Origin of the sequence: Grimontia hollisae CIP 101886 (assembly GCF_000176515.1) — a bacterium.
In the GTDB taxonomy this organism is placed as follows: domain Bacteria; phylum Pseudomonadota; class Gammaproteobacteria; order Enterobacterales; family Vibrionaceae; genus Enterovibrio; species Enterovibrio hollisae.
Genome location: NZ_ADAQ01000011.1, coordinates 538,717 through 563,604, shown reverse-complemented (window position 1 = coordinate 563,604; position 24,888 = coordinate 538,717). Strand labels below are relative to the sequence as shown.

The 24,888-nt window shown below is 51.9% G+C and carries 23 protein-coding genes and 8 tRNA genes; 3 read left to right on the top strand and 28 right to left on the bottom strand.

Annotated elements, in window-relative coordinates:
- Positions 1–101 precede the first annotated feature (101 nt).
- From VHA_RS08910 to leuS, 8 genes are all read right to left on the bottom strand, one after another.
- Positions 102–917: a septal ring lytic transglycosylase RlpA family protein gene (locus VHA_RS08910; protein WP_005503674.1), complete on the bottom strand. Its 816-nt coding sequence runs from the start codon at positions 915–917 to the stop codon at positions 102–104.
- Positions 917–2,038, bottom strand: coding sequence for a peptidoglycan glycosyltransferase MrdB (mrdB, locus tag VHA_RS08905; RefSeq protein ID WP_005503672.1), 1,122 nt, complete (start codon positions 2,036–2,038; stop codon positions 917–919). The genes VHA_RS08910 and mrdB overlap by 1 nt, the downstream gene beginning before the upstream one ends.
- Positions 2,035–3,924, bottom strand: a complete 1,890-nt coding sequence (gene mrdA / locus VHA_RS08900; RefSeq protein WP_005503671.1) for a penicillin-binding protein 2 — start codon at positions 3,922–3,924, stop codon at positions 2,035–2,037. Before mrdA ends, mrdB begins: the two co-directional genes overlap by 4 nt.
- 3 nt (positions 3,925–3,927) lie before the next feature.
- A complete protein-coding gene (gene rlmH / locus VHA_RS08895; protein ID WP_005503670.1) occupies positions 3,928–4,398 on the bottom strand; it encodes a 23S rRNA (pseudouridine(1915)-N(3))-methyltransferase RlmH in 471 nt (156 codons plus the stop codon).
- 4 nt (positions 4,399–4,402) lie between these two features.
- Positions 4,403–4,720 (bottom strand): ribosome silencing factor, encoded by a 318-nt coding sequence (gene rsfS, locus VHA_RS08890; protein ID WP_040528546.1) that lies wholly within the window; start codon positions 4,718–4,720, stop codon positions 4,403–4,405.
- 129 nt (positions 4,721–4,849) lie between these two features.
- Positions 4,850–5,872, bottom strand: coding sequence for a DNA polymerase III subunit delta (gene holA, locus VHA_RS08885; protein WP_005503667.1), 1,023 nt, complete (start codon positions 5,870–5,872; stop codon positions 4,850–4,852).
- Entirely contained in the window at positions 5,869–6,543 is a 675-nt protein-coding gene (locus tag VHA_RS08880; protein ID WP_005503666.1) for an LPS-assembly lipoprotein LptE, read from the bottom strand. Before VHA_RS08880 ends, holA begins: the two co-directional genes overlap by 4 nt.
- Positions 6,544–6,558: 15 nt before the next feature.
- Positions 6,559–9,132: a leucine--tRNA ligase gene (gene leuS, locus VHA_RS08875; RefSeq protein WP_005503665.1), complete on the bottom strand. Its 2,574-nt coding sequence runs from the start codon at positions 9,130–9,132 to the stop codon at positions 6,559–6,561.
- Positions 9,133–9,239: 107 nt separating this feature from the next.
- On the opposite strand from leuS, the gene VHA_RS08870 reads away from it, so the two are divergent.
- A complete protein-coding gene (locus tag VHA_RS08870) occupies positions 9,240–9,725 on the top strand; it encodes a zinc ribbon-containing protein (RefSeq protein WP_005503664.1) in 486 nt (161 codons plus the stop codon).
- A 92-nt stretch (positions 9,726–9,817) separates the two neighbouring features.
- Here the strand turns inward: VHA_RS08870 and VHA_RS08865 are convergent, their stop codons facing one another.
- From VHA_RS08865 to miaB, 6 genes are all read right to left on the bottom strand, one after another.
- Entirely contained in the window at positions 9,818–10,405 is a 588-nt protein-coding gene (locus VHA_RS08865; RefSeq protein ID WP_005503663.1) for a lipid-binding SYLF domain-containing protein, read from the bottom strand.
- A 95-nt stretch (positions 10,406–10,500) separates the two neighbouring features.
- Positions 10,501–12,048, bottom strand: a complete 1,548-nt coding sequence (lnt, locus tag VHA_RS08860; RefSeq protein WP_040528544.1) for an apolipoprotein N-acyltransferase — start codon at positions 12,046–12,048, stop codon at positions 10,501–10,503.
- A gap of 7 nt (positions 12,049–12,055) precedes the next feature.
- Positions 12,056–12,922: a CNNM family magnesium/cobalt transport protein CorC gene (corC, locus tag VHA_RS08855; RefSeq protein WP_005503656.1), complete on the bottom strand. Its 867-nt coding sequence runs from the start codon at positions 12,920–12,922 to the stop codon at positions 12,056–12,058.
- Between the two features lie 25 nt (positions 12,923–12,947).
- Positions 12,948–13,412 carry an rRNA maturation RNase YbeY gene (ybeY, locus tag VHA_RS08850; protein WP_005503655.1) on the bottom strand — a complete coding sequence of 155 codons (465 nt, stop codon included), beginning with the start codon at positions 13,410–13,412 and terminating at the stop codon, positions 12,948–12,950.
- A complete protein-coding gene (locus VHA_RS08845; protein WP_005503654.1) occupies positions 13,413–14,489 on the bottom strand; it encodes a PhoH family protein in 1,077 nt (358 codons plus the stop codon).
- A 100-nt stretch (positions 14,490–14,589) separates the two neighbouring features.
- Positions 14,590–16,014 (bottom strand): tRNA (N6-isopentenyl adenosine(37)-C2)-methylthiotransferase MiaB, encoded by a 1,425-nt coding sequence (gene miaB / locus VHA_RS08840; RefSeq protein ID WP_005503653.1) that lies wholly within the window; start codon positions 16,012–16,014, stop codon positions 14,590–14,592.
- 14 nt (positions 16,015–16,028) lie between these two features.
- Between miaB and VHA_RS18870 the strand changes: the two genes are divergently transcribed.
- Together VHA_RS18870 and VHA_RS08835 are read left to right on the top strand one after the other, a co-directional pair.
- Positions 16,029–16,184, top strand: coding sequence for a hypothetical protein (locus VHA_RS18870; protein WP_005503652.1), 156 nt, complete (start codon positions 16,029–16,031; stop codon positions 16,182–16,184).
- Between the two features lie 125 nt (positions 16,185–16,309).
- The gene (locus VHA_RS08835; protein ID WP_005503651.1) at positions 16,310–17,470 is read left to right on the top strand and encodes a 2-octaprenyl-3-methyl-6-methoxy-1,4-benzoquinol hydroxylase; all 1,161 of its coding nucleotides are present in this window, start codon (positions 16,310–16,312) and stop codon (positions 17,468–17,470) included.
- Positions 17,471–17,541: 71 nt separating this feature from the next.
- Here the strand turns inward: VHA_RS08835 and VHA_RS08830 are convergent, their stop codons facing one another.
- The 14 genes from VHA_RS08830 to lolB all read right to left on the bottom strand — a co-directional run bounded on the left by VHA_RS08830 (position 17,542) and on the right by lolB (position 24,674).
- Positions 17,542–19,014: a protein adenylyltransferase SelO gene (locus VHA_RS08830; protein ID WP_005503645.1), complete on the bottom strand. Its 1,473-nt coding sequence runs from the start codon at positions 19,012–19,014 to the stop codon at positions 17,542–17,544.
- Positions 19,015–19,134: 120 nt separating this feature from the next.
- A tRNA-Gln gene (locus tag VHA_RS08825) sits at positions 19,135–19,209 on the bottom strand.
- 27 nt (positions 19,210–19,236) lie between these two features.
- Positions 19,237–19,323, bottom strand: a tRNA-Leu gene (locus tag VHA_RS08820).
- 58 nt (positions 19,324–19,381) lie between these two features.
- Positions 19,382–19,468: transfer RNA gene (locus VHA_RS08815), tRNA-Leu, on the bottom strand.
- A 56-nt stretch (positions 19,469–19,524) separates the two neighbouring features.
- Positions 19,525–19,611: transfer RNA gene (locus tag VHA_RS08810), tRNA-Leu, on the bottom strand.
- 89 nt (positions 19,612–19,700) lie between these two features.
- Positions 19,701–19,777 (bottom strand) — tRNA-Met (locus VHA_RS08805).
- 11 nt (positions 19,778–19,788) lie between these two features.
- A tRNA-Gln gene (locus tag VHA_RS08800) sits at positions 19,789–19,863 on the bottom strand.
- Between the two features lie 28 nt (positions 19,864–19,891).
- Positions 19,892–19,978, bottom strand: a tRNA-Leu gene (locus tag VHA_RS08795).
- A 23-nt stretch (positions 19,979–20,001) separates the two neighbouring features.
- A tRNA-Met gene (locus tag VHA_RS08790) sits at positions 20,002–20,078 on the bottom strand.
- 232 nt (positions 20,079–20,310) lie between these two features.
- A complete protein-coding gene (gene ychF, locus VHA_RS08785) occupies positions 20,311–21,402 on the bottom strand; it encodes a redox-regulated ATPase YchF (protein ID WP_005503643.1) in 1,092 nt (363 codons plus the stop codon).
- 93 nt (positions 21,403–21,495) lie between these two features.
- Complete coding sequence (gene pth / locus VHA_RS08780; RefSeq protein ID WP_005503642.1) at positions 21,496–22,086, bottom strand: aminoacyl-tRNA hydrolase; 591 nt, start codon at positions 22,084–22,086, stop codon at positions 21,496–21,498.
- Between the two features lie 144 nt (positions 22,087–22,230).
- The gene (locus tag VHA_RS08775) at positions 22,231–23,178 is read right to left on the bottom strand and encodes a ribose-phosphate pyrophosphokinase (RefSeq protein ID WP_005503641.1); all 948 of its coding nucleotides are present in this window, start codon (positions 23,176–23,178) and stop codon (positions 22,231–22,233) included.
- Positions 23,179–23,220: 42 nt separating this feature from the next.
- Entirely contained in the window at positions 23,221–24,084 is an 864-nt protein-coding gene (gene ispE, locus VHA_RS08770; protein ID WP_005503640.1) for a 4-(cytidine 5'-diphospho)-2-C-methyl-D-erythritol kinase, read from the bottom strand.
- Positions 24,066–24,674: a lipoprotein insertase outer membrane protein LolB gene (lolB, locus tag VHA_RS08765; RefSeq protein WP_005503639.1), complete on the bottom strand. Its 609-nt coding sequence runs from the start codon at positions 24,672–24,674 to the stop codon at positions 24,066–24,068. The genes ispE and lolB overlap by 19 nt, the downstream gene beginning before the upstream one ends.
- Positions 24,675–24,888: the final 214 nt, after the last annotated feature.

Sequence of the window (24,888 nt, the reverse complement as noted above, 5' to 3'; positions counted from 1 at the left end):
AAGTACTTACTTGGTATTTCTTCAGTCAAAAACTGTCGACACTATATCAGATAGCCAGTGCAGTGTCAGACGAGGTTACAACAACTTACTAAAGACGATGTTTAGTTACTGACACTGGATTTCTGCGTCGGTTCATCAGAAATCGGTTCAACCACGACAAAGGCCCCGTTTATTTGCTTTTCACGGGCAAGCAAGGCGGCTTGCTGGGTTTTGTCGTAGTCATAAAATGGCCCCAGTCGGACACGGTAAACACTGCCGGATTGACGAATGTCGGTGGGCAGTTCAAATTGCTTGTTGAATGTGTTTGCAGCCTGCTCGGCCTTCTCACGATCGGAGATGGCGGCCAGTTGTATAAAATAGCGGTTTAGCCGCGCACTTTGCCATTCATTATTGTCCTGGGGTTTATCAACCTTGAGTAGCGTCACTTTTACCGGTGCGGTGCCCGTTTTTATGATGTCGAGTTTTGACGCTGCGGCATAGCTGAGATCAATGATACGACCTTCGTGGAATGGCCCCCGATCATTGACACGGACAACCGCTTTTTTGCCATTGGCGGTATTTTCTACTTCTACATAGCTTGGCAGCGGCAGGGTTTTGTGCGCTGCTGACATAGAGTACATGTCATAAATTTCCCCGTTCGAGGTTTTATGACCATGAAACTTTTTGCCATACCAGGATGCGATGCCTTCCTCGGTATAGTTCTCAGGGTGCTTCAGTATCTGATAGTTTTTCCCCCGCACCGTATAATCTTTATTTCCGGCCCGGCTGTAGGGTTCATAGCGTGGTTGTGCATTCTCAACATGGGCGAGCGTTGGCAACGCTTCCGGCGCTTTGTCGTGTTCCAGGCTGTAGCGGTCGTCACTTTGTGTGGCGCAGCCAGCAAGAAAAAGAGCGATGATCACCAGTATTTTTTTCATTACAGAGCCTTAGAAAGCATTTTTCTATGAGTATGGATAGACATTAAGATGCCAAAACCTGCCATTAGAGTCACCATGGATGTGCCACCATAGCTCACCAGTGGCAAGGGGACACCAACAACCGGAAGGATACCGCTGACCATGCCGATGTTGACGAAGACGTAAACGAAAAAGCTCAGCACAATACTGCCTGCCATCATGCGGCCAAAGGGGGTTTGTGCACGGCCAGCGAGTAGTAGGCCACGACCAATAATAAACAGATACAACGCCAGCAGGCAGGCGACACCAATCAGCCCCCATTCTTCTGCGATGACTGCGAAGATAAAGTCTGTGTGCCGCTCTGGCAAAAACTCGAGTTGTGACTGGGTGCCTTGCAGCCAACCCTTACCGGACAGCCCTCCTGAGCCGATGGCAATTTTTGACTGGATGATGTGATAGCCTGCACCCAGAGGGTCTGACTCGGGATCGAACAGGGTACGTACACGTACGCGCTGGTATTCACGCATCAGAAAGAACCAGAGCACAGGCAGGAAAGCGGCGACCAAGGCGGCGGCAGACAGAGTGATCCGCCAGCTGATGCCGGACAAAAATAACACAAAAATACCGGAGGCAGCGATCAGGATAGAAGTCCCCAGATCCGGTTGTTTGGCGATAAGAATGGTGGGAACAAATACCATCACAAGGCCAATCACTAAGGTCTGGAACCTTGGCGGTAATGGCTCTTTACCGATAAACCTGGCAATCATCAATGGTACAGCCAGTTTGATAAGCTCCGACGGCTGGAAAGTGATGATCCCCAAATCCAGCCAGCGTTGCGCCCCTTTGGCGGTTTCACCAAACAGGAGCACGGCAACTAACATCATCAAGCCAGTAACGTACAGATACGGTGCCCAGAACTCATAATGTCTGGGAGAAACCTGGGCGAGGACAAACATCACGCCCAATGAGAGAAAGATGCGGATAACCTGCCGCTCCATCATAGCAACGCTTTGGCCGCTGGCACTCCACATGACTATCAGGCCAAACCCCATCAGGGCAAGGATCCCCAGCAGTAAAGGGAGGTCGATGTGCAAACGTTCGAACAGAGTTTTCTTTTGGCCTGTTGATGCCAATAAGCTCATTGAACCGGCTCCTTTTCTGCTTTCCCTTCGTGTTTTTCAATCAGCATGTGATCGAAGATGCGACGCGCAATAGGAGCACCGTTGCTCGAGCCGCCCCCGGCGTTTTCCAACACCATAGAAACGATGACTTTCGGGTTCTCAAACGGGGCAAAACCGGTGTATAAGGCGTGGTCACGAAGGTGTTCGGCAAGTTCATCGGCATTGTACTTTTCATCCTCACCCAGCCCAAACACCTGTGCGGTCCCAGATTTGCCGCCGGTGTCATATTCGGCGTTGGCAAACGCACGGCGCGCGGTGCCTTTTTTACCATGGTTGACCAGACGCATTCCTTCCAGGGCCGCATCCCAATACTTCGTATTCACACCCGAAATAGGAGGGTAGGGTGTCAGCGCCACTTTTTTCATTACGCCCCCGTCTTCGATACTTTGCAGCAGGTGGGGAGGATTGACCACGCCACGGTTTACCAAAACAGCGGTTGCTTTGGCAAGTTGCATTGGGGTTGCTGTCCAGTAGCCCTGGCCGATACCAACAGGAATGGTGTCCCCTTTGTACCAGGGCTGGCGGTGACGCGCCATTTTCCACTCCCGTGTTGGCATGTTGGCCTGACTTTCTTCATGAATATCAATACCGGTGTAATCACCAAAACCAAAACGACTCATCCAGGTTGATAATTTATCGATCCCCAAATCATAGGCTATTTGGTAGAAGAAAGTATCGACGGATTCTTCTATGGACTGAACAATGTTAACCCGACCATGGCCCCATGGCAGCCAGTCACGGAAAGGACGGGATGTGGAGTTTGGCAGGCGCCAGTAACCCGGATCGTTTCGCGTTGTGTTCAGCGTGATTGTTTTTTCTTCCAGCGCAGCCACAGCAATAAAAGGTTTGACGGTAGACGCGGGGGGATAGATACCCAATGTCGCCCGGTTTACCAGAGGCCGGTTTTTGTCGTTCAGAAGCTCCCGGTAGTCTTTGCTGGAAATGCCATGGACAAACAGGTTTGGGTCATAACTTGGCGTGGACACCATCGCCAGTACTGATGAGTCTTTGGGATCCAGCACCACCACAGCACCGCGACGCTCGCCGAGGATATCGCGGATATAGAGCTGTAGATCGACATCCAGGTTCAGCACCAAATCCTTTCCTGGCTCAGGCGGCACATATTTCAGGGTACGGATAATGCGGCCACGGCTGTTGACCTCCACTTCTTGATAGCCAGCAGTACCGTGCAGCTCAGATTCGTAGAAACGTTCAATCCCAAGTTTGCCGATATCACGTGTCGCCTTGTAATTGTTAATGACCCCCTGGCGTTCCAGACGGTTAATGTCTTTGTCGTTGATTTTTGCAACATAGCCCAGCACGTGTGTCAGTGCATCACCATAGGGGTAATAGCGCTTCAGATAACCTTTGATTTCAACGCCGGGGAATTTGTGCTGGTTGGCGGAGAAAACCGCGACTTCGTCTTCTGTCATCTGGTTTTTCAGCGTAACAGAGTTAAAGCGCCGGGTTCGTTTTTTATCCCGTTCAAAGGCCTGCAGTTCACTCTCTGAGATAGGCAGCAGCTCTTTTAGGCGTGCAATGGTGTCAGGAATATCTTTGACCTGTTCCGGGGTGATTTCCAGTGCGTAGACCGGACGGTTTTCTGCCAGCAGTTTGCCGTTGCGGTCGTAAATAAGGCCGCGGTTTGGTGCGACAGGCACGACTTTGATGCGGTTGTCGTTGGAACGGGTGATGTAATCATCATGGTCTTCCACCTGAATGTTATACAGATTGAGGAGCAGGACACAGACAAGAACGAAAATACCGCCGAAAGCCACAACGGCCCGGCGGAAAAACAGTGAAGACTCGGCTTGGTGATCGCGTATCGGACTACGCTTGCGCTTCATGAATTATTCCCGGTGGTAAGGGTGATTTGCTGTGATGCTCCAGGCGCGATAGAGGCTTTCAGCCATCACCACACGAACCAGCGGGTGAGGGAGTGTCAATGGCGACAGGGACCAACTTTGGTCAGCAGCGGCTTTACAAGCTGGTGCCAGCCCCTCAGGGCCCCCAATCAGAATAGACACGTCACGACCATCCAGTTTCCAGCTTTCCAGCTGTTCCGCCAGTTGCTCGGTGTCCCAGCGCTTGCCCGGAATATCCAGCGTAATGATGCGGTTGCCTTTGGGAATGGCGGCCAACATGGCTTCCCCTTCTTTTTGCAGGATACGTGGAATATCAGCATTTTTTCCACGTTTGCCTGCGGGGATTTCAACCAGCTCCAATGGCATGTCTTTCGGGAAGCGGCGACTGTATTCTTTGTAGCCTTCTTCTACCCATTTTGGCATTTTTGTGCCAACCGCAATCAGTTGTAACTTCATCGTGTCAGTTCCACAGCTTTTCTAGCTGATATAACTGACGCTGCTCTTCTTGCATGATATGCAGCATCACATCGCCAAGATCCAGCACGACCCATTCGCCTTCGTTTTCACCTTCCATGCCCAGCGTATGTATATTGGCAGCACGGGCTTCATCGGCGACATGCTCTGCGATGGAGGAAACATGGCGCTTAGAATTGCCTGTGCAAAGCACCATAAAATCAGTAATGCTGCTCTTGTCGCGGACATCGAGTGTGACGATGTCCATGGCTTTCATATCATCTGCTTTATCGACAACAAAGTGTTGAAGTTGTTCCGGAAGCAATGTGTTCCCCTTATCGGTGTTTGGTACCTTACTCTGCAAACAAATGCAGGATAAACCTCAAAATTATACCATTGGTCATGGCGAAAGAAATCAAGCACAGTCTAGGTTTGACGCATCCCTGACAGGTATTTATGGCGCCAAATGGACGGGATGACCGCACATGTCGAGACAAAACGCTGACAGCGCAGGCCAAGGCTGGCTGTCAAAGTCAGTTTTCACCATGACTTCTATCTCAGCAAGGCGTTGTAGCAGGTGCATCAAGGTCGGTTGCGTCAGCCGGTGTAGGGCTGCAGTCATCACCGGGCGGCGTGCTTGCCAGACCCTGAAGTGATCAAAGATTTTACCCAGCCCCATACCGGATGCCCCGAACTCCTGCATTTTGCAAAGCTGGACCAGCTCTTTTTGGATCACCCGCAGCAGGAGGGTGATTTCCACGCCTTCCGCTTCAAGCTGCCGTAGGATACGCACGGCACGTTTAGCTTTGCCCTCCACCAGTGCGTCAGTTAGCTGGAACGGCGTGTAGTGATTGTGGCGGGAAAGTGCTTCCTGGAGTCGCAGCAACGTCAATTCGCCGTCCGGGTAGAGGAGCTGGAGTTTCATCAGGCTTTGCGAAAGGGCCAGCAGGTTGCCTTCGTGCCATTGCGCCAGCAGCATCACAGATTCGTGATCGGGATGCAGGCCAAGGCGGTGGCAACGGTTCTCAATAAAATGGGGCAATTGACGCGAGTCCGGCGTATTGCAGGGCACATACAGGCCAGTTTGCTGGAAGGCAGTAAACCACGTTGCTGACTCTTGCTTCTTGTTCAGGCGCGGGCCATCCAGTATCAGCACCAAATCAGGGTGAAGCAGACGTTGCAATTCTTTGAGCGCATTCGCTTGTGAGGTGGTCAGCGGGTTGTCCGGTAATGTCAGGATGATCACCTGGCGGCTGGCAAACAGGCTCAGTGCCTGACAAACGTCATACACGTCCTGCCAGTTCAGCTGGTTGTCAACCACAAAGCGGTGTTTTTCATCAAATCCCTGTTTTTGGGCGGTGTCGATAATGGCCTGCTTGGACTCTTCTTTCAGCAGCGGCTCGTTGCCAAAAATCAGGTAGGTTTGATACAGCCCCTGTGAAAGGCGCTGTGCCAGTTGTTCCGGGTAAATCCTCATTGCGGTGCTTCTTCACCGCCGGTGGTAAAACTCGACAAGGGCTTACCTTTTCTTTCGTCATCTTTCCCGTCAAAACGGGTTTCGACACTGATCGCTGACTTGTCGCTTTCCACGCCCTGATAAAGCTCACGCAATGCTTTTTCTTCGGCTTCTTTACGTTCGAAGTTCTCAATGTGTGCAGTCATGCGGGCAAGCTGTCGCATGATTTGTTTCGTGGCTTCCACACGCATTTCCTGTGCCAGCATTTCTTCCTCGACTGACTTTGCCAGGGCCGTCAGTGGGTTGTCGAGGTAAGTACGACTCAGTGACGTTGAAAAGTTATAGCTGCCTTTTTCCGGTACTGTCACAGAATAGCTGACAGTATAAGCAAATTGCTTTTCAGCCACACGGCTGTTCTGGTAAAGCGACAGGGTGTTTTCACCATAGCTTTCGCTTTTTAGGTGTAGGTTGGCTATCGACTGGGCTGGCGGAATGACATCAATGTCATGAAGACGCAGTTGGGTCTTCATTTCCCGGGTGAGCTTACCGTACCTGTCGAAGCTGGTGACGGACAGTTTTTGGATTTCGTCTGGCAGGTTGTAACTACCGCGAAGGTGGAATCCGCAAGACGCGGTGGCCAATGCGGCCACCACGACAAGCAGGGTTCGGAGAGAGCGAAACATCGATTTCACCGAATACTCCCTGTGTTAGTTTGCAACGATATTAACCAGTTTACCCGGCACGTAGACCACTTTACGGATGGTTTTGCCTTCCGTGAACTTCACGACATGCTCGTCATTTTGAGCCATCGCTTCAACGTCCTCTTTGGCTGCATCAGCAGCCACAGTGATTTTCGCGCGAAGTTTGCCGTTCACCTGAACAATAATCAGCTTCTCGTCTTCCACCATGGCGTCTTTGTCAGCCACCGGCCATTCGGTATTGTCAATGTCGGTCTGGCCCAGTGCCGCCCACAGTTCGGTACTGATATGTGGTGTGATTGGGTACAGCATGACCACAATGGCTTTCAGCGCTTCATCCAGGATAGCGCGATCAGTTTCTGTGTCCTGAGGCGCTTTGGTCAGGCGGTTCATCAGCTCCATCACAGCGGCAATCGCGGTGTTGAAGGTCTGGCGGCGGCCGATATCATCGCTTACCTTGGCAATCGTTTTGTGTACTTCACGGCGCAGTGTCTTCTGGTCAGCATTCAGTGCCGTTGTATCCAACGCAGCAACATCACCTTTTGATGTGTGCTCGTAAACCAGTTTCCAGACACGTTTCAGGAAGCGGTTTGCTCCTTCCACGCCGGACTCTTGCCACTCCAGAGTCATGTCCGCCGGAGAGGCAAACATCATAAACAGGCGCACAGTGTCGGCACCGTATTTATCCACCATCTCCTGCGGGTCGATACCGTTGTTCTTTGACTTAGACATTTTTGTCATGCCGGAATGAACCAGCTCATGGCCTTCGCTGTCGACCGCTTTGGTGATGCGGCCTTTCTCATCACGTTCAACGGTCACCTCAGTTGGAGAAACCCATACTTTCGCGCCTTTATCGTTGTTGTAATAGTACGCATCAGCCAGCACCATGCCCTGACACAGCAGGCGTTTGAACGGCTCGTCGCTGTTGACCATGCCTGCGTCGCGCAGCAGTTTGTGGAAGAAGCGCGAGTACAGCAGGTGCATCACAGCGTGCTCGATACCACCGATATACTGGTCAACCGGCAGCCAGTAGTTTGCTGCGTCTGAGTCCAGCATTTCATCGGCTTTTGGCGAGCAGTAACGCGCGTAGTACCAGCTTGACTCCATAAAGGTGTCGAAGGTGTCTGTTTCACGTAGCGCAGGCTGACCCTTGTAGGTGGTCTGAGCCCACGTTTTGTCCGCTTTGATTGGGCTGATCACGCCATCCATCACCACATCTTCTGGCAGGATCACCGGAAGCTGGTCTGCCGGTACCGGATGCACTTCACCGTCTTCAGTAGTCACCATTGGGATTGGCGTGCCCCAGTAACGCTGGCGGGAAACACCCCAGTCACGCAGACGGAAATTCACGGTCTTGCGACCTTTGCCTTCTGCTTCCAGTTTCGCGGCAATCGCGTCAAACGCCTGCTCGAAATTCAGGCCATCAAATTCACCAGAGTTGAACAGCACACCTTTCTCGGTGTAAGCCGCTTCAGAAATATCCGGCGCATTGCCGTCCGCATCTAGGATGACCGCTTCGATACCCAGGCCATACTTGGTCGCAAACTCGAAGTCGCGCTGGTCATGCCCCGGTACCGCCATAACGGCACCTGTGCCGTAATCCATCAGGACGAAGTTGGCGATGAAGACAGGTACTTCGCGGCCATTAAGAGGGTGGATTGCCTTAAGGCCAGTATCCATCCCCTTCTTCTCCATGGTTGCCAGCTCGGCTTCAGCAACTTTGGTGTTTTTACATTCGTCGATAAACGCTGCCAGCGCAGGATTGTTTTGCGCGGCTTTGGTTGCCAGCGGGTGACCGGCTGCGATGCCCACGTAGGTCACGCCCATCAGGGTGTCAGGGCGGGTGGTGTAGACCTCCAGATCGTTTTCGCCAGGCACCTGGAACTTCAGCTCAACACCTTCAGAGCGGCCAATCCAGTTGCGCTGCATGGTTTTCACCTGCTCAGGCCAACCGTCCAGTTTGTCCAGATCGTCCAGCAGCTCCTGCGCATAAGCAGTGATCTTGATGAACCACTGCGGGATCTCTTTTTGCTCTACCGGGGTATCACAGCGCCAGCAGCAGCCGTCTTCGACCTGCTCGTTTGCCAGTACGGTCTGGTCGTTTGGGCACCAGTTCACGGAAGACGTTTTCTTGTAAACCAGGCCTTTTTCGTACAGCTTGGTGAAAAACTCCTGCTCCCAGCGGTAGTATTCTGGCGTACAGGTCGCAAACTCGCGATCCCAGTCATAGCCGAAACCCAGCAGTTTGAGCTGGTTCTTCATGTATTCGATGTTTTCGTAAGTCCAGGGCGCTGGTGCGGTTTTGTTTTTTACCGCGGCATTTTCTGCCGGCAAGCCAAACGCATCCCAGCCAATCGGCTGCATCACGTTTTTCCCTTGCAGGCGCTGGTAGCGGGAAATTACATCACCGATGGTGTAGTTGCGCACGTGACCCATGTGCAGACGACCACTTGGGTATGGGAACATGGAAAGGCAATAAAACTTTTCTTTACTTGGGTCTTCTTTCACCACGAAGGTTTTGTTGTTGTCCCAATTGGCCTGAACTTTAGGCTCAATGTCTTGTGGACGATATTGTTCTTGCATCGATGACATCCGGGAATTTGTGAGATAGGTATAAAATGAACCAAAATAATCGACATAGAATAACTAAAGGTAGAAGACGCAACAACCGTTGAATGCAGAGGTGGCCTATGTCAAAGCAAAAAGCAGAGTACAAGGTGCTGATCGAACGGATCAGCGAAGCACTAAAGCACAGCCCGGAAGCGCTCCAACGTTGGCTGGATGTGTCCGAACGGTATGTAAAAGCGGCGTCAGACATGACAAAGGATGAATTGGCGCTGATTGAAGCCTATTTCCAGCGTGATGTGCAAGAGTTTGGCAATCGCTACAGTGGGCAGGACGCGCGTAACGACGAGGGTGGCCTGTTTCGGGACCTTATCGCCAATACCCTCTGGGAGCAATTGGCGGAGATCACGGACAAAACCCAGTTGGAGTGGCGCGAAGTGCTGCAGGATATCCAGCACCATGGCGTCTATACCGCAGGGGAAGTGGTTGGGCTGGGGATCCTGATTTGTGAAAAATGTGGCAACCAGACTGAGCACAACTATGTAGATGTGCTGCGGCCTTGTATCAAATGTGGCCACAAGCAGTTTAGCCGTAAGCCATTTCCTGCATAGATTGTCGTAAAGGGGGATGCGGGTATTATAGGACCCAGGACCCAGGACCCAGGACCCAGGACCCAGGACCCAGGACCCAGGACCCGCTTTCCCTAATTCCCCAATGGTTCGATATTGAATTTTTGCCCTGCGAGCGCAGCTTCAACCATCAAACCACCTTTGGCCTGAGTGAAGATGGCGATCCCATTAATGTAATAGGCTTTGGATTGGGTATTGCTGGCACTGGCCGAAGTACCTGTGGTGCCTACGTGCGCCGCCGCACCTTCTGTCAGGGCGGTGGCTGATGCCTGTGCACCCAGCTCAAAGCGCCCGGACAAAAAGTTATCGAAAGTGCGCTTATCTTCGAAAAATAGAATTTCGCTGAATGCTTGTCCCCCAAACGTCAGGCCGACAGAAACCTGAATCAGCTCCGCTTGAGCTACCGTCTGGTTTCCCCGATACACTAACCCATTGCCGTAAGCGCCACCGATCCAGAATCCGCCTTTGCCCACGGATGGAAACACCGCGTATCCGTATGCGTTTTCGAAGAAGGGTTTTACCTGCGCATAGCGATTGAAGTTTGCCAGAGCGGCCCGGGCATCTGCGAACAGCTTGACATCCTGTTCAGCGTGAGTGAGGGGGGTAAACAGGGATGCGATGAGGATAACAACAGAAGATACGATTCGGGCGACGGCACGCATAAGACTCTCCATAGCAAAATCAAACAAAATCAGGTCCGGGGAATGGCTCCCCAGACCTGATTAAGACATGACCATATGGCGCTTGTACACTCTTATTATTGCGACGCAGCGACACTTGTTGTGTTTTTACGCCGGGTTAACACAACCAGCACAAACCCTGACAAAACAATCCAGAGGTAAAGCGGCCAGTCACCAAAACGGGTATAGGGCGTTTGCCCTGACGTAGTCGGCACATTGGTGCGCAGGACCTGGGTTTCAAACTGCGGAATCTGTGCAATCAGGTTACCCTGATAACCAATGGCGGCTGTTAAGCCGGTATTGGTGGCACGGAGCACGGGTTTGCCGTTCTCCAGCGCACGCATGCGGGCAATTTCCAAGTGCTGGTGCGGCCCTATCGAGGTGCCAAACCAGGTGTCATTAGATAACGTCAGGATAAAATCGGATGTCTCGGTGAGGTTGTTACGTACCTGATCGTTAAACGCGATTTCGTAGCAAATCGCCGGTGCAAGCTGGTAACCCTTGGCATGGATATTGGGTTGGGTATATTCCCCGCGGCTGAATGATGACATTGGCAGGTTAAACAAGGGCGCGAGTGGGCGCAGAATATCAGCAAAAGGCACAAACTCCCCAAAGACCAGAAGATGGTGCTTGCTGTAACGTTGCGCGGCCGGGTAGTGATAGCCGCCTTCACCGTTGTCACCCAGGGTGATCACGTTGTTGTAGAACTGTCCATCCGCGTTCTGGTCGAGTACGCCAGTAATAACCGCGGTACCGTTGTGGGTGGCTGCGGCATCCAGACGCGCCAGAAAGTCGGGTAAATCGCGCTCCAGTGCAGGGATAGCTGCTTCTGGCCAGATCACAATATCAGCCCCCCAGTTTTGGCGTGTCATGTCCTGGTAAGCCAGCAGGGTCGGCCAGCGCTGGCTGGGCAGCCATTTGAGTTCCTGTGGCACATTGCCCTGAACCATGGCGACATCTGCCTGCTTGCCCGTTTCCTGTACCCAGGGGATAAACGAAGACATTGTGCTGACCAGTGCAACAGCCAGTACAGGCAGCAGCGCCTTGGCGTTTCGGTTAATTAGGGTGATAGCAATAGAGCCTGCAATAATCATCAGCGCAAGCGTAATGCCTTGCACGCCGAACATAGGTGCCAGCGGTGCTAGCGGCCCGTCTATCTGGCTGTAACCCGGCCACAGCCAGGGAAAGCCAGTCAGGAACCAGCCCCGGAACCAGTCAATTAGCAGCCAGAGTGAGGGGGCCAGTAACAGGTAAGCGGGGGCGAGTGGGAGCGTGATCCTGCGCATCATAAAGGTAAACAGTGCAGGAAAGAGCGCCAGGTAAAGCACCAGCAGGCCAATCAATACCAGTCCGACAGCTGTGGGTAAGCCACCGAATTTTTCGATAACCACATACACCCAGCCGACGCCAGTGCCAAACTGGCCGAGACCCCAGCCAAAGCCGATAAAACTGGCGCGTTTGGGTGACTGCCCATGAATGAGCAGGAGCAGTGCCACCAGAGAGACCGGCATTGCCGGCCAGAAAGAATATGGCGCGAATGCCAGGGTGGCAAGCGCACCAGAAAAAGCGGCCCCAAAGATCCGCATGAATACTTGGGGCCGCTTATCTGTTTCTATGTTTAGCATTTGACGTTTAAGCCATTTCCTCTGCAGTCGTATCTGGAATAGTAACCTGCAACTGGATGATGCGTCGACTGTCTGCTGCGGTGACTTTGAAATGGAAGTTGTCGATGTCCACTTCTTCGCCACGCCCTGGCAGGTGACCAAAGCTGGTCATGACCAGGCCGCCAATGGTATCAATGTCGTCATCACGGAACTGGGAACCGAATTTCTCATTGAAGTCCTCCAGCGTGGTCAGCGCTTTTACCGCAAAGGTGTGCTTGCTGAGCTGGCGGATCTCCTGCTCTTCTTCGTCGTCGTATTCGTCTTCGATATCGCCAACGATTTCCTCAAGGATATCTTCAATGGTTACCACGCCAGACACGCCGCCAAACTCGTCGACAACAATCGCCATGTGGTAGCGTTCTTCCTGAAACTCTTTCAGGAGCCGGTCAACACGCTTGCTCTCCGGCACAACCACGGCGGGGCGGATCACTTTGTCGATATCGAACGGTTCGCTGTCAGGCATCAGGTAGCGCAGCAAGTCTTTTGCCAGCAAAATGCCTTCAACATGGTCTTTGTCATCGCTGATCACCGGGTAGCGGGAATGCTGGGCGTCATTGATAATAGTGATGATTTCTTCAAGAGGCTGTGAGCGCTCAATGGTCACCATCTGCGAACGCGGAATCATGATGTCTCGAATACGCATTTCAGAAATCTGCATAACGCCTTCGAGCATATCCCGTGTATCGTGGTCGATCAGATCGTTCTGCTCCGAGTCACGGAATACATCTACCAGTTCCTGACGATCTTTCGGCTCACCCTGAAAAATCTGTCCTAAACGTTCGAAGAAGGTCTTTCTACTCGGACCTTCAGAGCTTTGTGAGTTGTCTTCGTTCATTGTCTCATTATTTACAACGTTGATATTAGATGAAGTCCGCCGCGTAAGGGTTATCAAACCCCAGCGCGTTCATGATAGAAATCTCAAGGGATTCCATCTCTTCGGCTTCTTCATCGTTAATATGGTCATAACCTAGCAGATGGAGACTGCCGTGTACAACCATGTGTGCCCAGTGGGCGAAGAGGTCTTTGTTCTGTTCTTCGGCTTCTTTTTCGACCACCTGACGACAGATGACCAGATCACCGAGCAGATCCAATTCAATTCCCGGCGGTGCATCAAACGGAAATGACAGCACATTGGTCGGCTTGTCTTTTCCCCGGTAGTCGCGGTTAAGGGACTGGCTCTCTTCTTCGTCTACCAGGCGGATCGTCACTTCCGCCTGTTCGCGGAATGATTGTACCGCCTGTTCAAACCACTGCTGGAACTGCGTGTCAGTTGGCAGATTATCAGTGTTTTGTGTTGCAATTTGAAGGTCAACAAAATAGTGCATTTACGATTGCTTCTCTTCTGACAGTGGCGCAGCATTTAGTGCCGCTTCGCGTTCCTGGCGACGGCGCTCTTCCGCTTGTTTACGTGCACGGGCATCTTCCGCTTCCCATGCGTCATAGGCCTGCACAATACGTGCAACCACAGGGTGGCGAACCACATCATCAGCCTGGAAGAAGTTGAAGCTGATTTCGTTGACATCTGCTAACACTTCAATCGCATGGCGAAGGCCTGATCTGGCGTTACGCGGTAAGTCAATCTGCGTCACGTCACCGGTAATCACCGCGCGGCTGTTGAAACCGATACGGGTAAGGAACATTTTCATCTGTTCCACAGTGGTATTTTGGCTCTCATCAAGAATGATGAATGCATCATTTAAGGTACGGCCACGCATATAAGCGAGCGGCGCCACTTCAATCACGTTGCGCTCAATCAGCTTTTCTACCCGCTCAAAGCCGAGCATCTCAAACAGGGCATCGTATAATGGACGCAGGTAAGGGTCGACTTTCTGGCTGAGATCTCCGGGCAGGAAACCCAGTTTCTCGCCAGCTTCAACCGCAGGGCGGGTCAGCAGGATACGACGGATTTCCTGACGCTCCAGAGCATCAACAGCAGCTGCTACTGCCAGGTAGGTTTTACCGGTACCGGCAGGGCCAATCCCGAAGGTAATATCATGGGTGACCATGTTGGCGATGTATTGCGCCTGATTTGGCGTACGTGGTTTGATCACGCCCTTTTTGGTTTTGATATTGATCTCTTTGCCATACGGGATCGAAGACTCAATATTCTGTTCAAGTACCCCGCTTTCTTTGATCGCCAGGTGCACCTGCTCAGGCTCAAGATCAACGAAACGGCCTTTGACTGGTGCGGTATCCACATACAGTCGCTTGAGAATGTCGATGGCTGCCGTGGCAGTGTGGGGTCTGCCAACCACAGAGAAGTGGTGGCTACGGTGATTGATTTCGACACCTAAACGGCGCTCAAGCTGTTTGATGTTGTCATCGAATGGGCCGCAGAGGCTGGCCAGGCGTGTGTTATCAGCTGGTTCCAGTGATACTTCTAACGTAATGACTTTGTTCAATGCTTCCTCGCAATGGTTATCGGCGTCTGTATAGGACGCCGATAACAGTGATTACCCCCGCTCTCGCGGGGCTTGGGATGGCTTATTGGCCTCCGGGTATTTACGGAGTATACACGCCTACGCCAAGATCATCTTCTTTGCGTGTCTTCGCCATCATTTCCGCAGGCGATACCGCCACGCGCAGGTTCATGTCTTTTTCTGTACGTACCAGCTCGCCACGCAGGGAGTTTGGCAGTACTTCTGTGATTTTTACATCAACAAACTGTCCGATCAAATCGACAGCGCCTTCGAAGTTCACTACGCGGTTGTTCTCGGTACGGCCACGCAGCTCCATCAGGTTTTTCTTCGATGGGCCTTCGACCAGAATACGCTGTTCTGTACCCAGCATCTGGCGCGAGTAGATCATTGCCTGGGCGTTGATTTGCTGTTGCAGCTCATATAAGCGCTCTTTCTTCACCTGTTCAGGGGTGTCGTCTGGCATGTCTGCCGCTGGCGTACCCGGACGCGGTGAATAGATAAAGCTGAAGCTCATGTCAAAGTTCACGTCACGGATAAGCTTCATGGTCGCTTCGAAATCTGCGTCAGTTTCACCCGGGAAGCCAACGATGAAGTCAGAACTGATAGCAATACCGGGACGCGCTTCACGCAGCTTGCGGATCTTCGATTTATATTCGATCGCCGTGTGCGGACGTTTCATCATAGTCAGGATGCGGTCAGAGCCGCTCTGAACCGGCAGGTGCAGGAAGCTCACCACTTCTGGGGTGTCTTTGTACACCTCTATGATGTCATCGGTGAATTCAATGGGGTGGCTGGTGGTATAGCGGATACGGTCAATACCATCGATAGCTGCGACATACCGCAGCAGTTCTGCGAACGAGCAAATCTCACCGTCATGCATTTCGCCACGGTAAGCGTTAACGTTCTGGCCCAGCAGGTTAACTTCACGTACGCCTTGCTCTGCCAGTTGCGCGATTTCATACAGCACGTCATCCAATGGGCGGCTGACTTCTTCACCACGGGTGTAAGGCACCACGCAGAAAGTACAGTACTTCGAGCAACCTTCCATGATAGAGACGAAGGCTGTCGGCCCTTCCGCGCGTGGTTCTGGCAAACGGTCGAACTTCTCGATTTCCGGGAAGGAGATATCCATCACCGGCGCGTCGTCCTGCTGGGACTGTTTGATCATTTCTGGCAGGCGATGCAGGGTTTGTGGGCCGAAAATGACATCAACATACGGCGCACGCTCACGGATGTGATCGCCTTCCTGTGTTGCCACGCAACCGCCAACACCGATCACCAGGCCTGGCTTCTGATCCTTGAGGTTTTTCCAGCGGCCCAGCTGGTGGAACACTTTCTCCTGGGCTTTTTCACGGATAGAACAGGTGTTGAGAAGCAGAACATCTGCCTCTTCAGGATCCTCGGTCAGCTCATAGCCGCCGGTCGCATTGAGCAGATCCGCCATTTTTGATGAATCGTATTCGTTCATCTGGCAGCCCCAGGTTTTGATCAGCAGTTTCTTAGCCATGTAACTCATTGCTCATGTTGATGTTTTACGTATTCCGGCAGGGAGAGTGGGGGAACAGTGCGGGCCATTTGCCGCAGAAATCCCAGCCGGAAATCATGGTGTTCTACACAGCAGGGCATGATGAAAAAGGTGGCCCGGCCGTTAATAAGCCGCGTATTGTACTGCTTTAGTCAATCTGTGACCAGATCACGTTCTCCCCAAATTTTTTAGTGGATTTTAGGGCATTGCGCAGGTGGAGAGTCGCAATTGATGGGGTTAACGGTAGAATACGTCCAGCATTGTAAGAGATTGTGTTATGAAACAGTTTGATATTATCGTTGTCGGCGGTGGCATGGTAGGTGCGGCGGTGGCGCTGGGTCTTGCCAGACAGGGAAAACGTATTGCTATGGTTGAGCGACGTGCACCGGAAGCTTTTTCCTCTGACCAGCCCATGGACTTGCGTGTTTCTGCGATTTCACCGGCGTCCGTTTCCCTCCTCCAATCCCTTAAAGTATGGAATGACGTGCTCGCTATGCGTGTCTGCCCGTACCGACGCCTTGAAACCTGGGAACACCCAGAATGCCGTATCCGGTTCAGTGCAGACAGCATGGATCTGCAACAGTTGGGTTTTATCGTTGAAAACCGGATTCTCCAGCTGGCTCTTTGGCATGCCTGTGAAGCCCAGGAAAACCTGGACATCTTTTGCCCGGGTAATATCGTTGCTATGCGCCCTGAGAATCATGGACACAGTGTTGAACTTGATGATGGCTCGATACTTTATGGTCATTGGTTGGTGGGCGCGGACGGGGCAAACTCCCGTGTTCGTGATTACGCCAACATCGGGGTAACCGCCTGGGACTATCGCCAGCATTGTATGTTGGTGAATGTGAAGACTGAGCTGCCGCAGCAGGATATCACCTGGCAGTGGTTTACACCGGAAGGGCCGCGTTCCTTTTTACCATTACCGGGACATCAGGGATCGTTAGTGTGGTATGACAGCCCTGCGCGTATCAACGCCCTGTGTGCCATGTCGCCAACGGCGCTCCGGGATGAGATCCTGACGCATTTTCCCCGCGAGCTGGGTGATATTGAGGTGCTCCAGCAAGGCGCATTCCCATTAACCCGCCGCCACGCCCAGCGTTACTACAACCAACAGATAGTGTTGCTTGGTGATGCCGCCCATACCATTAATCCGCTGGCCGGACAGGGTGTGAACCTTGGATTTAAAGACGTGGACGCATTGCTGGATGTCGTCGCCGATGCAGGGGTGGAATGGGCGAATAACGGCGTGCTGGCAGCTTACGAGCGTAAGCGCAAACCGGATAACCTTATCATGCAGACCGGTATGGATGTGTTCTATGGTGGCTTCAGCAATGACATTGCGCCGCTTAAACTGCTGCGAAATGTGGGACTGAAACTGGCTGAAAACAGCGGTCTGGTTAAGCGGCAGGTACTGAAATACGCCATGGGATTATAGCGAACCAATGGCGATAGAGTGTCTTGTCTATCGCCGTTTATCCTGCGTCAGCGCTACTTCTGTCAACGTGACTAGGTTCCGCAGAACGTTCTCAGGACGCGCTCTTCCGGCGCTGGTGGCGCTTGTAAATCGCGGTTTTCTTCACTCACGGCGTAAGGCGTTTTCAGTGCTTCAGCCAGGCGATGGAATAGGGTGAAGTCATCACGCTCCATCGCATCGTCAATCGCTTTTTCTACCTGATGGTTTCTTGCAATCAGGGCCGGGTTAGCCTGTCGCATTGCATTCAGTGCTTCTTCACTGTCATCTCTCAGCGATTGCCATTCACTGATCCAGCGCTGGCCTTTTTCCCTGTTGTCGAACAGAGACAGCAATTCAGAACCTTCACTTCCGTTTGCGACTCTTGTCAGTGCATCAAAAAACAGGGTGAAATCAATGTGCTCGGATTCCAGCGTTGGCAAGGTGTGATTGACAAACTCCTCCGCGTTTGCAGAACCGGACGTGATCGCCAGTTTGGTCATCAACCCAGTCTGGAAGGTGTCCTGAAAGGTTGATACGTAGGTTTTGAGTTTGTCTTCAGCAACCTCTATCGCCTCGTCTGAGTCATCAGCAAACAGCGGCAGCAAGGTTTCAGCAAGCCTTGACAGGTTCCAGTAGCCGATATTGGCCTGTTGGTCCCAGGCGTACCTGCCATCACGGTCGATAGAGCTGAAGACTTTGCTGGCTTTGAATTCATCCATAAACGCGCACGGGCCGAAATCAATGGTTTCACCCACCAGTGACATATTGTCAGTATTCATCACGCCATGGATAAAACCAACCAGCATCCATTTTGCAATCAGGTGTGCCTGTCTGGTGGCAATCGCCTCGAACAAAGCAGGGTACTGATCTTTCCTACCGGAAAGCTCCTGGAAATGATAGGTGATCAGGTGATCGGCCAGCGCCCGTACGCCACGCTCTCCCAGTTTGGCATACACATACTGAAACGAACCGACACGGATATGGCTGGCGCCGGTGCGCACCTGAATGCCACCCGGCACCATCTGGTAGTCACGCATCACGGATTCGCCGGTGCCTAAAATGGCAAGGGTGCGGGTGGTTGGGATACCCAGACCAGCCATGGCCTCGCTGATAAGATATTCACGGATAACAGCGCCGACAGTTGCGCGTCCATCGCCGCCACGGGAATAAGGTGTTCTGCCCGAGCCTTTCAGCTGGACATCTATATATTCGCCTGCCTTGGTCTGACATTGACCCAGCATATGGGCGCGTCCATCACCCAGTAAGGGAGAGTAGTAGCCAAACTGGTGGCCTGCATACGCCATTGTAATGGGGTGGGTGGCTTTATAGTTGCCGTTGCCCGCCAGAAAGTGAATCCCGGCAGCATCTTCAAACCAGTCGGGGGAAAGCCCGTACTCACCGAGTAAGTCATGGTTGAGGGCAAGCAGGGAAGGGGCGTCTACCCGACTTGGCGCGAGAGGAGTGTACATCTCTTCAGGTAACGAAAGATAGCGTTGGTGTTTGATAGGGTTTTCAATGGTCGCCATGACTGCATCATTCCTTGGTGAGCGAGATCCTAAGCCTACAAGGTTCTGCGTGGCTTTCAACCACGTAAATGTCAGGGAGATAAAAACGAAAAAAGCCCGCGTTAAGCGAGCTCTTGAATATGGCTGGGGTACCTGGATTCGAACCAGGGAATGACGGGATCAAAACCCGTTGCCTTACCGCTTGGCGATACCCCAAGAGGACTTTGCTCTGTGCAAAGATTTTGGTGCGAAGGGAGAGACTTGAACTCTCACGTCCGTAAGGACACTAACACCTGAAGCTAGCGCGTCTACCAATTCCGCCACCATCGCATACCGTATTGTTTGTCAGTTTTTAGCCTTGTCTGACGCTCATATCGAGCAAGGGGATTGGTGCGAAGGGAGAGACTTGAACTCTCACGTCCGTAAGGACACTAACACCTGAAGCTAGCGCGTCTACCAATTCCGCCACCATCGCAATCCATATTGTTGTCAGTTTTTAGCCTTGTCTGACTCTCTATCGAGCAAGGTATTTGGTGCGAAGGGAGAGACTTGAACTCTCACGCCCGTAAGGGCACTAACACCTGAAGCTAGCGCGTCTACCAATTCCGCCACCATCGCAAATTTGTTTCCCAGACTGGAAGCCTTCGCTTCCCGAGATTTGGTAGTTTCTCTTATCTGGCTGAAAGTCTCAAGACCCTCAGGATTAATGGTGGCTACGACGGGATTCGAACCTGTGACCCCATCATTATGAGTGATGTGCTCTAACCAACTGAGCTACGTAGCCAACCCGAAATATGGCTGGGGTACCTGGATTCGAACCAGGGAATGACGGGATCAAAACCCGTTGCCTTACCGCTTGGCGATACCCCAACAGTTACTTTGCTCTGTGCAAAGATTTTGGTGCGAAGGGAGAGACTTGAACTCTCACGTCCGTAAGGACACTAACACCTGAAGCTAGCGCGTCTACCAATTCCGCCACCATCGCATTGTTTTGCACAGGAAAGGAGATGGTGGCTACGACGGGATTTGAACCTGTGACCCCATCATTATGAGTGATGTGCTCTAACCAACTGAGCTACGTAGCCATCTAAACTTTCCGGGGATGTCCCCCAAGTGCGGGGCGCATTATGCGAAGAAGCTCGGATGACGTCAACTTTTTTTCTTGGATTTTTTATCAATTCAGCGACTTCGCTGTGAAAATGAGCAAGGTGGGCGAATTTATAACAGCTCTTGGCGGTAAAAGCGGCTGTTTTTACGCTGTCTAAAGATAAAAAGCTGGCAAAAACCAGCTTTTCGACACGTTGGGGTGCAGGGTGATTACACGTTAAAGCGGAAGTGGATAACGTCACCGTCCTGAACGATGTAGTCTTTGCCCTCCAGACGCCATTTACCCGCCACTTTTGCACCGGCTTCACCGTTATGTTCGATAAAATCGTCATAACCGATAATTTCTGCCCGGATGAAGCCTTTCTCAAAATCAGAGTGGATCTTGCCTGCTGCTTGTGGTGCAGTTGCACCGACAGGGATAGTCCATGCACGCACTTCCTTCACACCCGCAGTAAAGTAAGTTTGCAGGGCCAGCAGTTCATAACCTGCCCGGATAACGCGGTTCAATCCCGGCTCTTCCAGACCCATTTCTTCGAGGAATACCGCTGCTTCTTCTGCGTCCAGTTCAGATAATTCGCCTTCGATTTCCGCGCAAACCGCCACCACCGTTGCGCCTTCTGCTTCTGCAATCTCGCGCACCTGATCCAGATAAGGGTTGTTTTCAAAGCCGTCATCGTTCACGTTGGCGATGTACATGGTTGGCTTCATGGTCAGGAAGTTCAGGTAATCAATGGCTGCTTTTTCTTCTTTGGTCAGCTTCACAGAACGCAGCATTTTGCCTTCTTCCAGCACCGGCAACAGCTTTTCCAGTACCGAGATTTCAAATTTCGCATCTCGGTCACCGCCTTTGGCTTTCTTCGCCTGGCGCTGGATGGCACGTTCACACGCTTCCATGTCAGCCAATGCCAGCTCGGTGTTGATCACTTCGATATCATCGGCTGGGTTAACTTTGCCCGCAACGTGGATAATGTTGTCATTTTCAAAACAACGGACAACGTGGCCGATAGCATCGGTTTCACGGATGTTTGCCAGGAACTTGTTGCCCAGGCCTTCACCTTTGGATGCGCCGGCAACCAGACCCGCGATGTCGACAAATTCCATCGTGGTTGGTAGTACGCGCTGGGGGTTCACGATCTTTGCCAGTGCGTCCAGACGCAGATCTGGCACGGGCACCACACCTGTGTTTGGTTCGATAGTACAGAACGGGAAGTTAGCCGCTTCGATACCGGCTTTGGTCAGAGCGTTGAACAGAGTTGATTTGCCGACGTTTGGCAGACCAACGATACCGCATTTAAAACCCATGAGATGGTAACCTTTCGTTGTAGAAACAGAATGATACCAATCAGATGAATACTCACTCACGAATCTGATTGGTACGCACGCATAGCCTTTGGCTTACTGCGCCTTAAATGTATGCAGGCGATTTTGCGCCTTAGCCAGATCGTCTTTCAGCAAAATGTCGATGCAGCGGACGGCTTCATCAACGGCTTGCTCGATTTGGCTGTGTTCGTGGGCAGGTGCTTTGGTCAGCACATAACCTGCCACTTTGTCTTTGTGTCCCGGATGCCCAATCCCGACACGAAGACGATAGAATTCGTTGTTGTTGCCCAGTTTGCTGATGATATCACGCAGGCCGTTGTGCCCACCGTGCCCACCGCCTTTTTTAAATTTGGCAACCCCTGGAGGCAAGTCAAGTTCATCATGTGCGACCATGATTTGTTCTGGCTTAATTTGGAAAAAGTTCGCCAGTGCCGACACGGATTTGCCTGACAGGTTCATAAAGGTGGTGGGGATAAGCAGGCGCAGGTCTTCACCGCCTACACTGATTCTGGCTGTTAACCCGAAGTACTTTTTGTCTTCTTTGAGTGACACGTTATGAATGCGTGCTAACTCTTCCACTACCCAGGCGCCCGCATTGTGGCGGGTTTTTGCATATTCCGGCCCTGGATTTGCCAGACCCACTAAAAGACGAATTTGATCGCTCACGGTGAGATTCTCGTTGTTCGGTGTAGACAGTCACTGGCACCACGGTAAAACTACCCAGTGCCAAAAGCGGCTTATCCTACCATTATCTGCGTAAAACAAAAATGCCCCGCAAAAGCGAGGCATTTTCGTTGCGAAAAGGAACGATTAAGAATCGAACATTGCAGAGATAGACTCTTCGTTGCTGATGCGGCGGATAGCTTCAGCCAACATGCCAGATAGCGTCAACTGAGATACGCGACCGGTTGCCTGCATTTCTGCAGTCAGTGGGATGGAGTCAGTCACAATCACTTCATCAATCACAGAATCTTTGATGTTCTGTGGCGCGTTACCAGAGAACACGGCGTGCGTTGCGTAGGCAAATACACGTTTCGCGCCACGGTTTTTCAGCGCTTCTGCGGCTTTGCACAGGGTGCCACCAGTGTCGATCATATCATCAACGATGATGCAATCACGGCCTTCAACGTCACCAATAAGGTGCATCACCTGAGAAACGTTCGCACGTGGGCGACGTTTGTCGATGATTGCAATATCAGTGTCGTCCAGCAGTTTTGCGGTTGCACGTGCACGAACAACGCCACCGATGTCTGGAGAAACCACCACAGGATCTTCCAGTTTCTTCGCCAGCATGTCTTCCAGAAGAACTGGTGTGCCGAAGATATTGTCCACAGGCACATCGAAGAAGCCCTGGATTTGCTCGGCGTGCAGATCAACAGTCAGAACGCGGTCAACCCCCACATTTGACAGGAAGTCTGCGATAACTTTCGCAGTGATTGGCACACGCGCTGAACGCACACGGCGATCCTGACGCGCGTAACCGAAGTAAGGAATAACAGCAGTGATTCTGCCAGCTGATGCGCGACGCAGTGCGTCGATCATCACAACCAGTTCCATCAGATTGTCATTGGTTGGCGCACAGGTCGACTGGATAACGAATACGTCGCTACCCCGTACGTTTTCATTGATTTGTACACACACTTCACCATCAGAAAAACGGCTGACGGTAGCGTCACCCAAAGACATGTATAGACGATTCGCGATACGTTGGGCGAGTACAGGCGTTGCATTACCAGCAAACAGCTTCATATCAGGCACGGTGGAAAACCTCGGGGTTGCATCCATTGAGTGTTGTCTGTCTCATTGCGCTTTGAGTGTCGACAGTAGTGGAGAGGTATTCACACCACGTGCGACAAAGCCAGTGAGCCAGTCGGGCAATTTGTTAAACGTGGATCGCGCGTCCTGTTCGTCTTCAAATTCAGCAAAAACGCAGGCGCCGGTCCCGGTCAGTCTCGACGGCGCGTATTCTAGCAGCCACGAAAGAGCCTTATCAACCTCTGGAAACAACTCTCTGACTATCTTTTCGCAATCGTTTTCGTATTTTGTTGACAATAGCGCATTTAATGTGCGCCTGGGCGTATTCCGGGTTAGATCAGGGTGACCAAAAATTTTTGCGGTGGCGATGCTCACATCCGGCTTAGCGACCAGATACCATTTTTCTTCCGCTTCAGTTGGTTGCAGTAATTCGCCAATCCCCTCAGCAAACGCGGTGGTGCCACGCACGAATACCGGCACATCTGCACCGAGCGCCAGGCCCATATCCGCCAGTTCATCAATCGATAACTGGGTTTGCCAGAGGTGGTTCAGGGCCACCAGCGTTGTTGCCGCATTGGATGAGCCACCGCCCAGACCGCCACCCATTGGGAGCACTTTTTCCACGTGGATATGAGCGCCGAGCGGACAGCCTGTTTTGGCTTTGATTGCCATGGCTGCACGGTAGATCAGGTTTTCTTCAACCGATATGCCCCCAATATCGGGGGATAGGGTGATGTCACCGCTGTCATTGGGCGTTATCGTTAGTGTGTCGCCATAATCCAGAAATTGAAAAAGGGTTTGTAGGTCATGGTAGCCGTTGTCACGGCGCCCTGTGATGTAGAGAAACAGGTTGAGTTTGGCGGGGGCTGGCCATGTCGTGGTGTTGTGCGTCATTGCGGATAAACCCATTCAGAGATCACCAGGTTCACTTTTTGTTGGTTAAGTGTCATTTTAATTTTGGATGGCAGCAGGTTGTTGGTGTCCGCATCATAAGCGGTGTAATCCAACTGCCAACCCTTTTGGAGAGTATTGATCTTGTTTTCACTGAGAGACGCCAGCCGGTTATCTGCACCCAGGGTGTATGCGTTTTGCTCTGCAGGCAGGCCTTTTACCCAACGCATCATTTCATCAACAGGTAAGGCAATGCCGGTCAGCCGTTTCAGAAGACTGGCGGCGTTTCGGTCAACGTAGCGTTTGCCGTCACCATCAACCAAGACGGCGGCATCCGGTGTGGCATCAAGCTTGAATAGGGTACTGCCAAGGAAATTGCTCAGGCGCAGTGACAATTTATCCCCCTCCTGTTCCCAGACAAAATGGGCAGATACCCGCTGTTCGGGGCTGATCAGTGCCACTTTGCCTTTGGCAGTAAAACGGGTGATGGCGGATAGCATCGCTTGGTGGGTTTGCCATTCAGTTTGGGGAATCGGTTGGGTGGAACATCCGGTCATCCCCACAAGGGTCAGTAAAAAAAGTACCAAGAGGTGGTGATGTCTGAACATAAGCAAACTCCGTATTTATTTTCTCTGCGCAGAGAAGGGCCATGATTATATCGACGGAACGTGTAAAAATCTCTCTGAACAAGGTCAGTTATTGGGTATAAAGACTCTGAACGTGACTTGTTGAAAATAGGAACGAATAGCTTGTTAAGAAAGTGGGAAAGTCACACTTCTGCTTGTTATCGAGGATAGGAAACTAATGTTATCTTTTATTCGA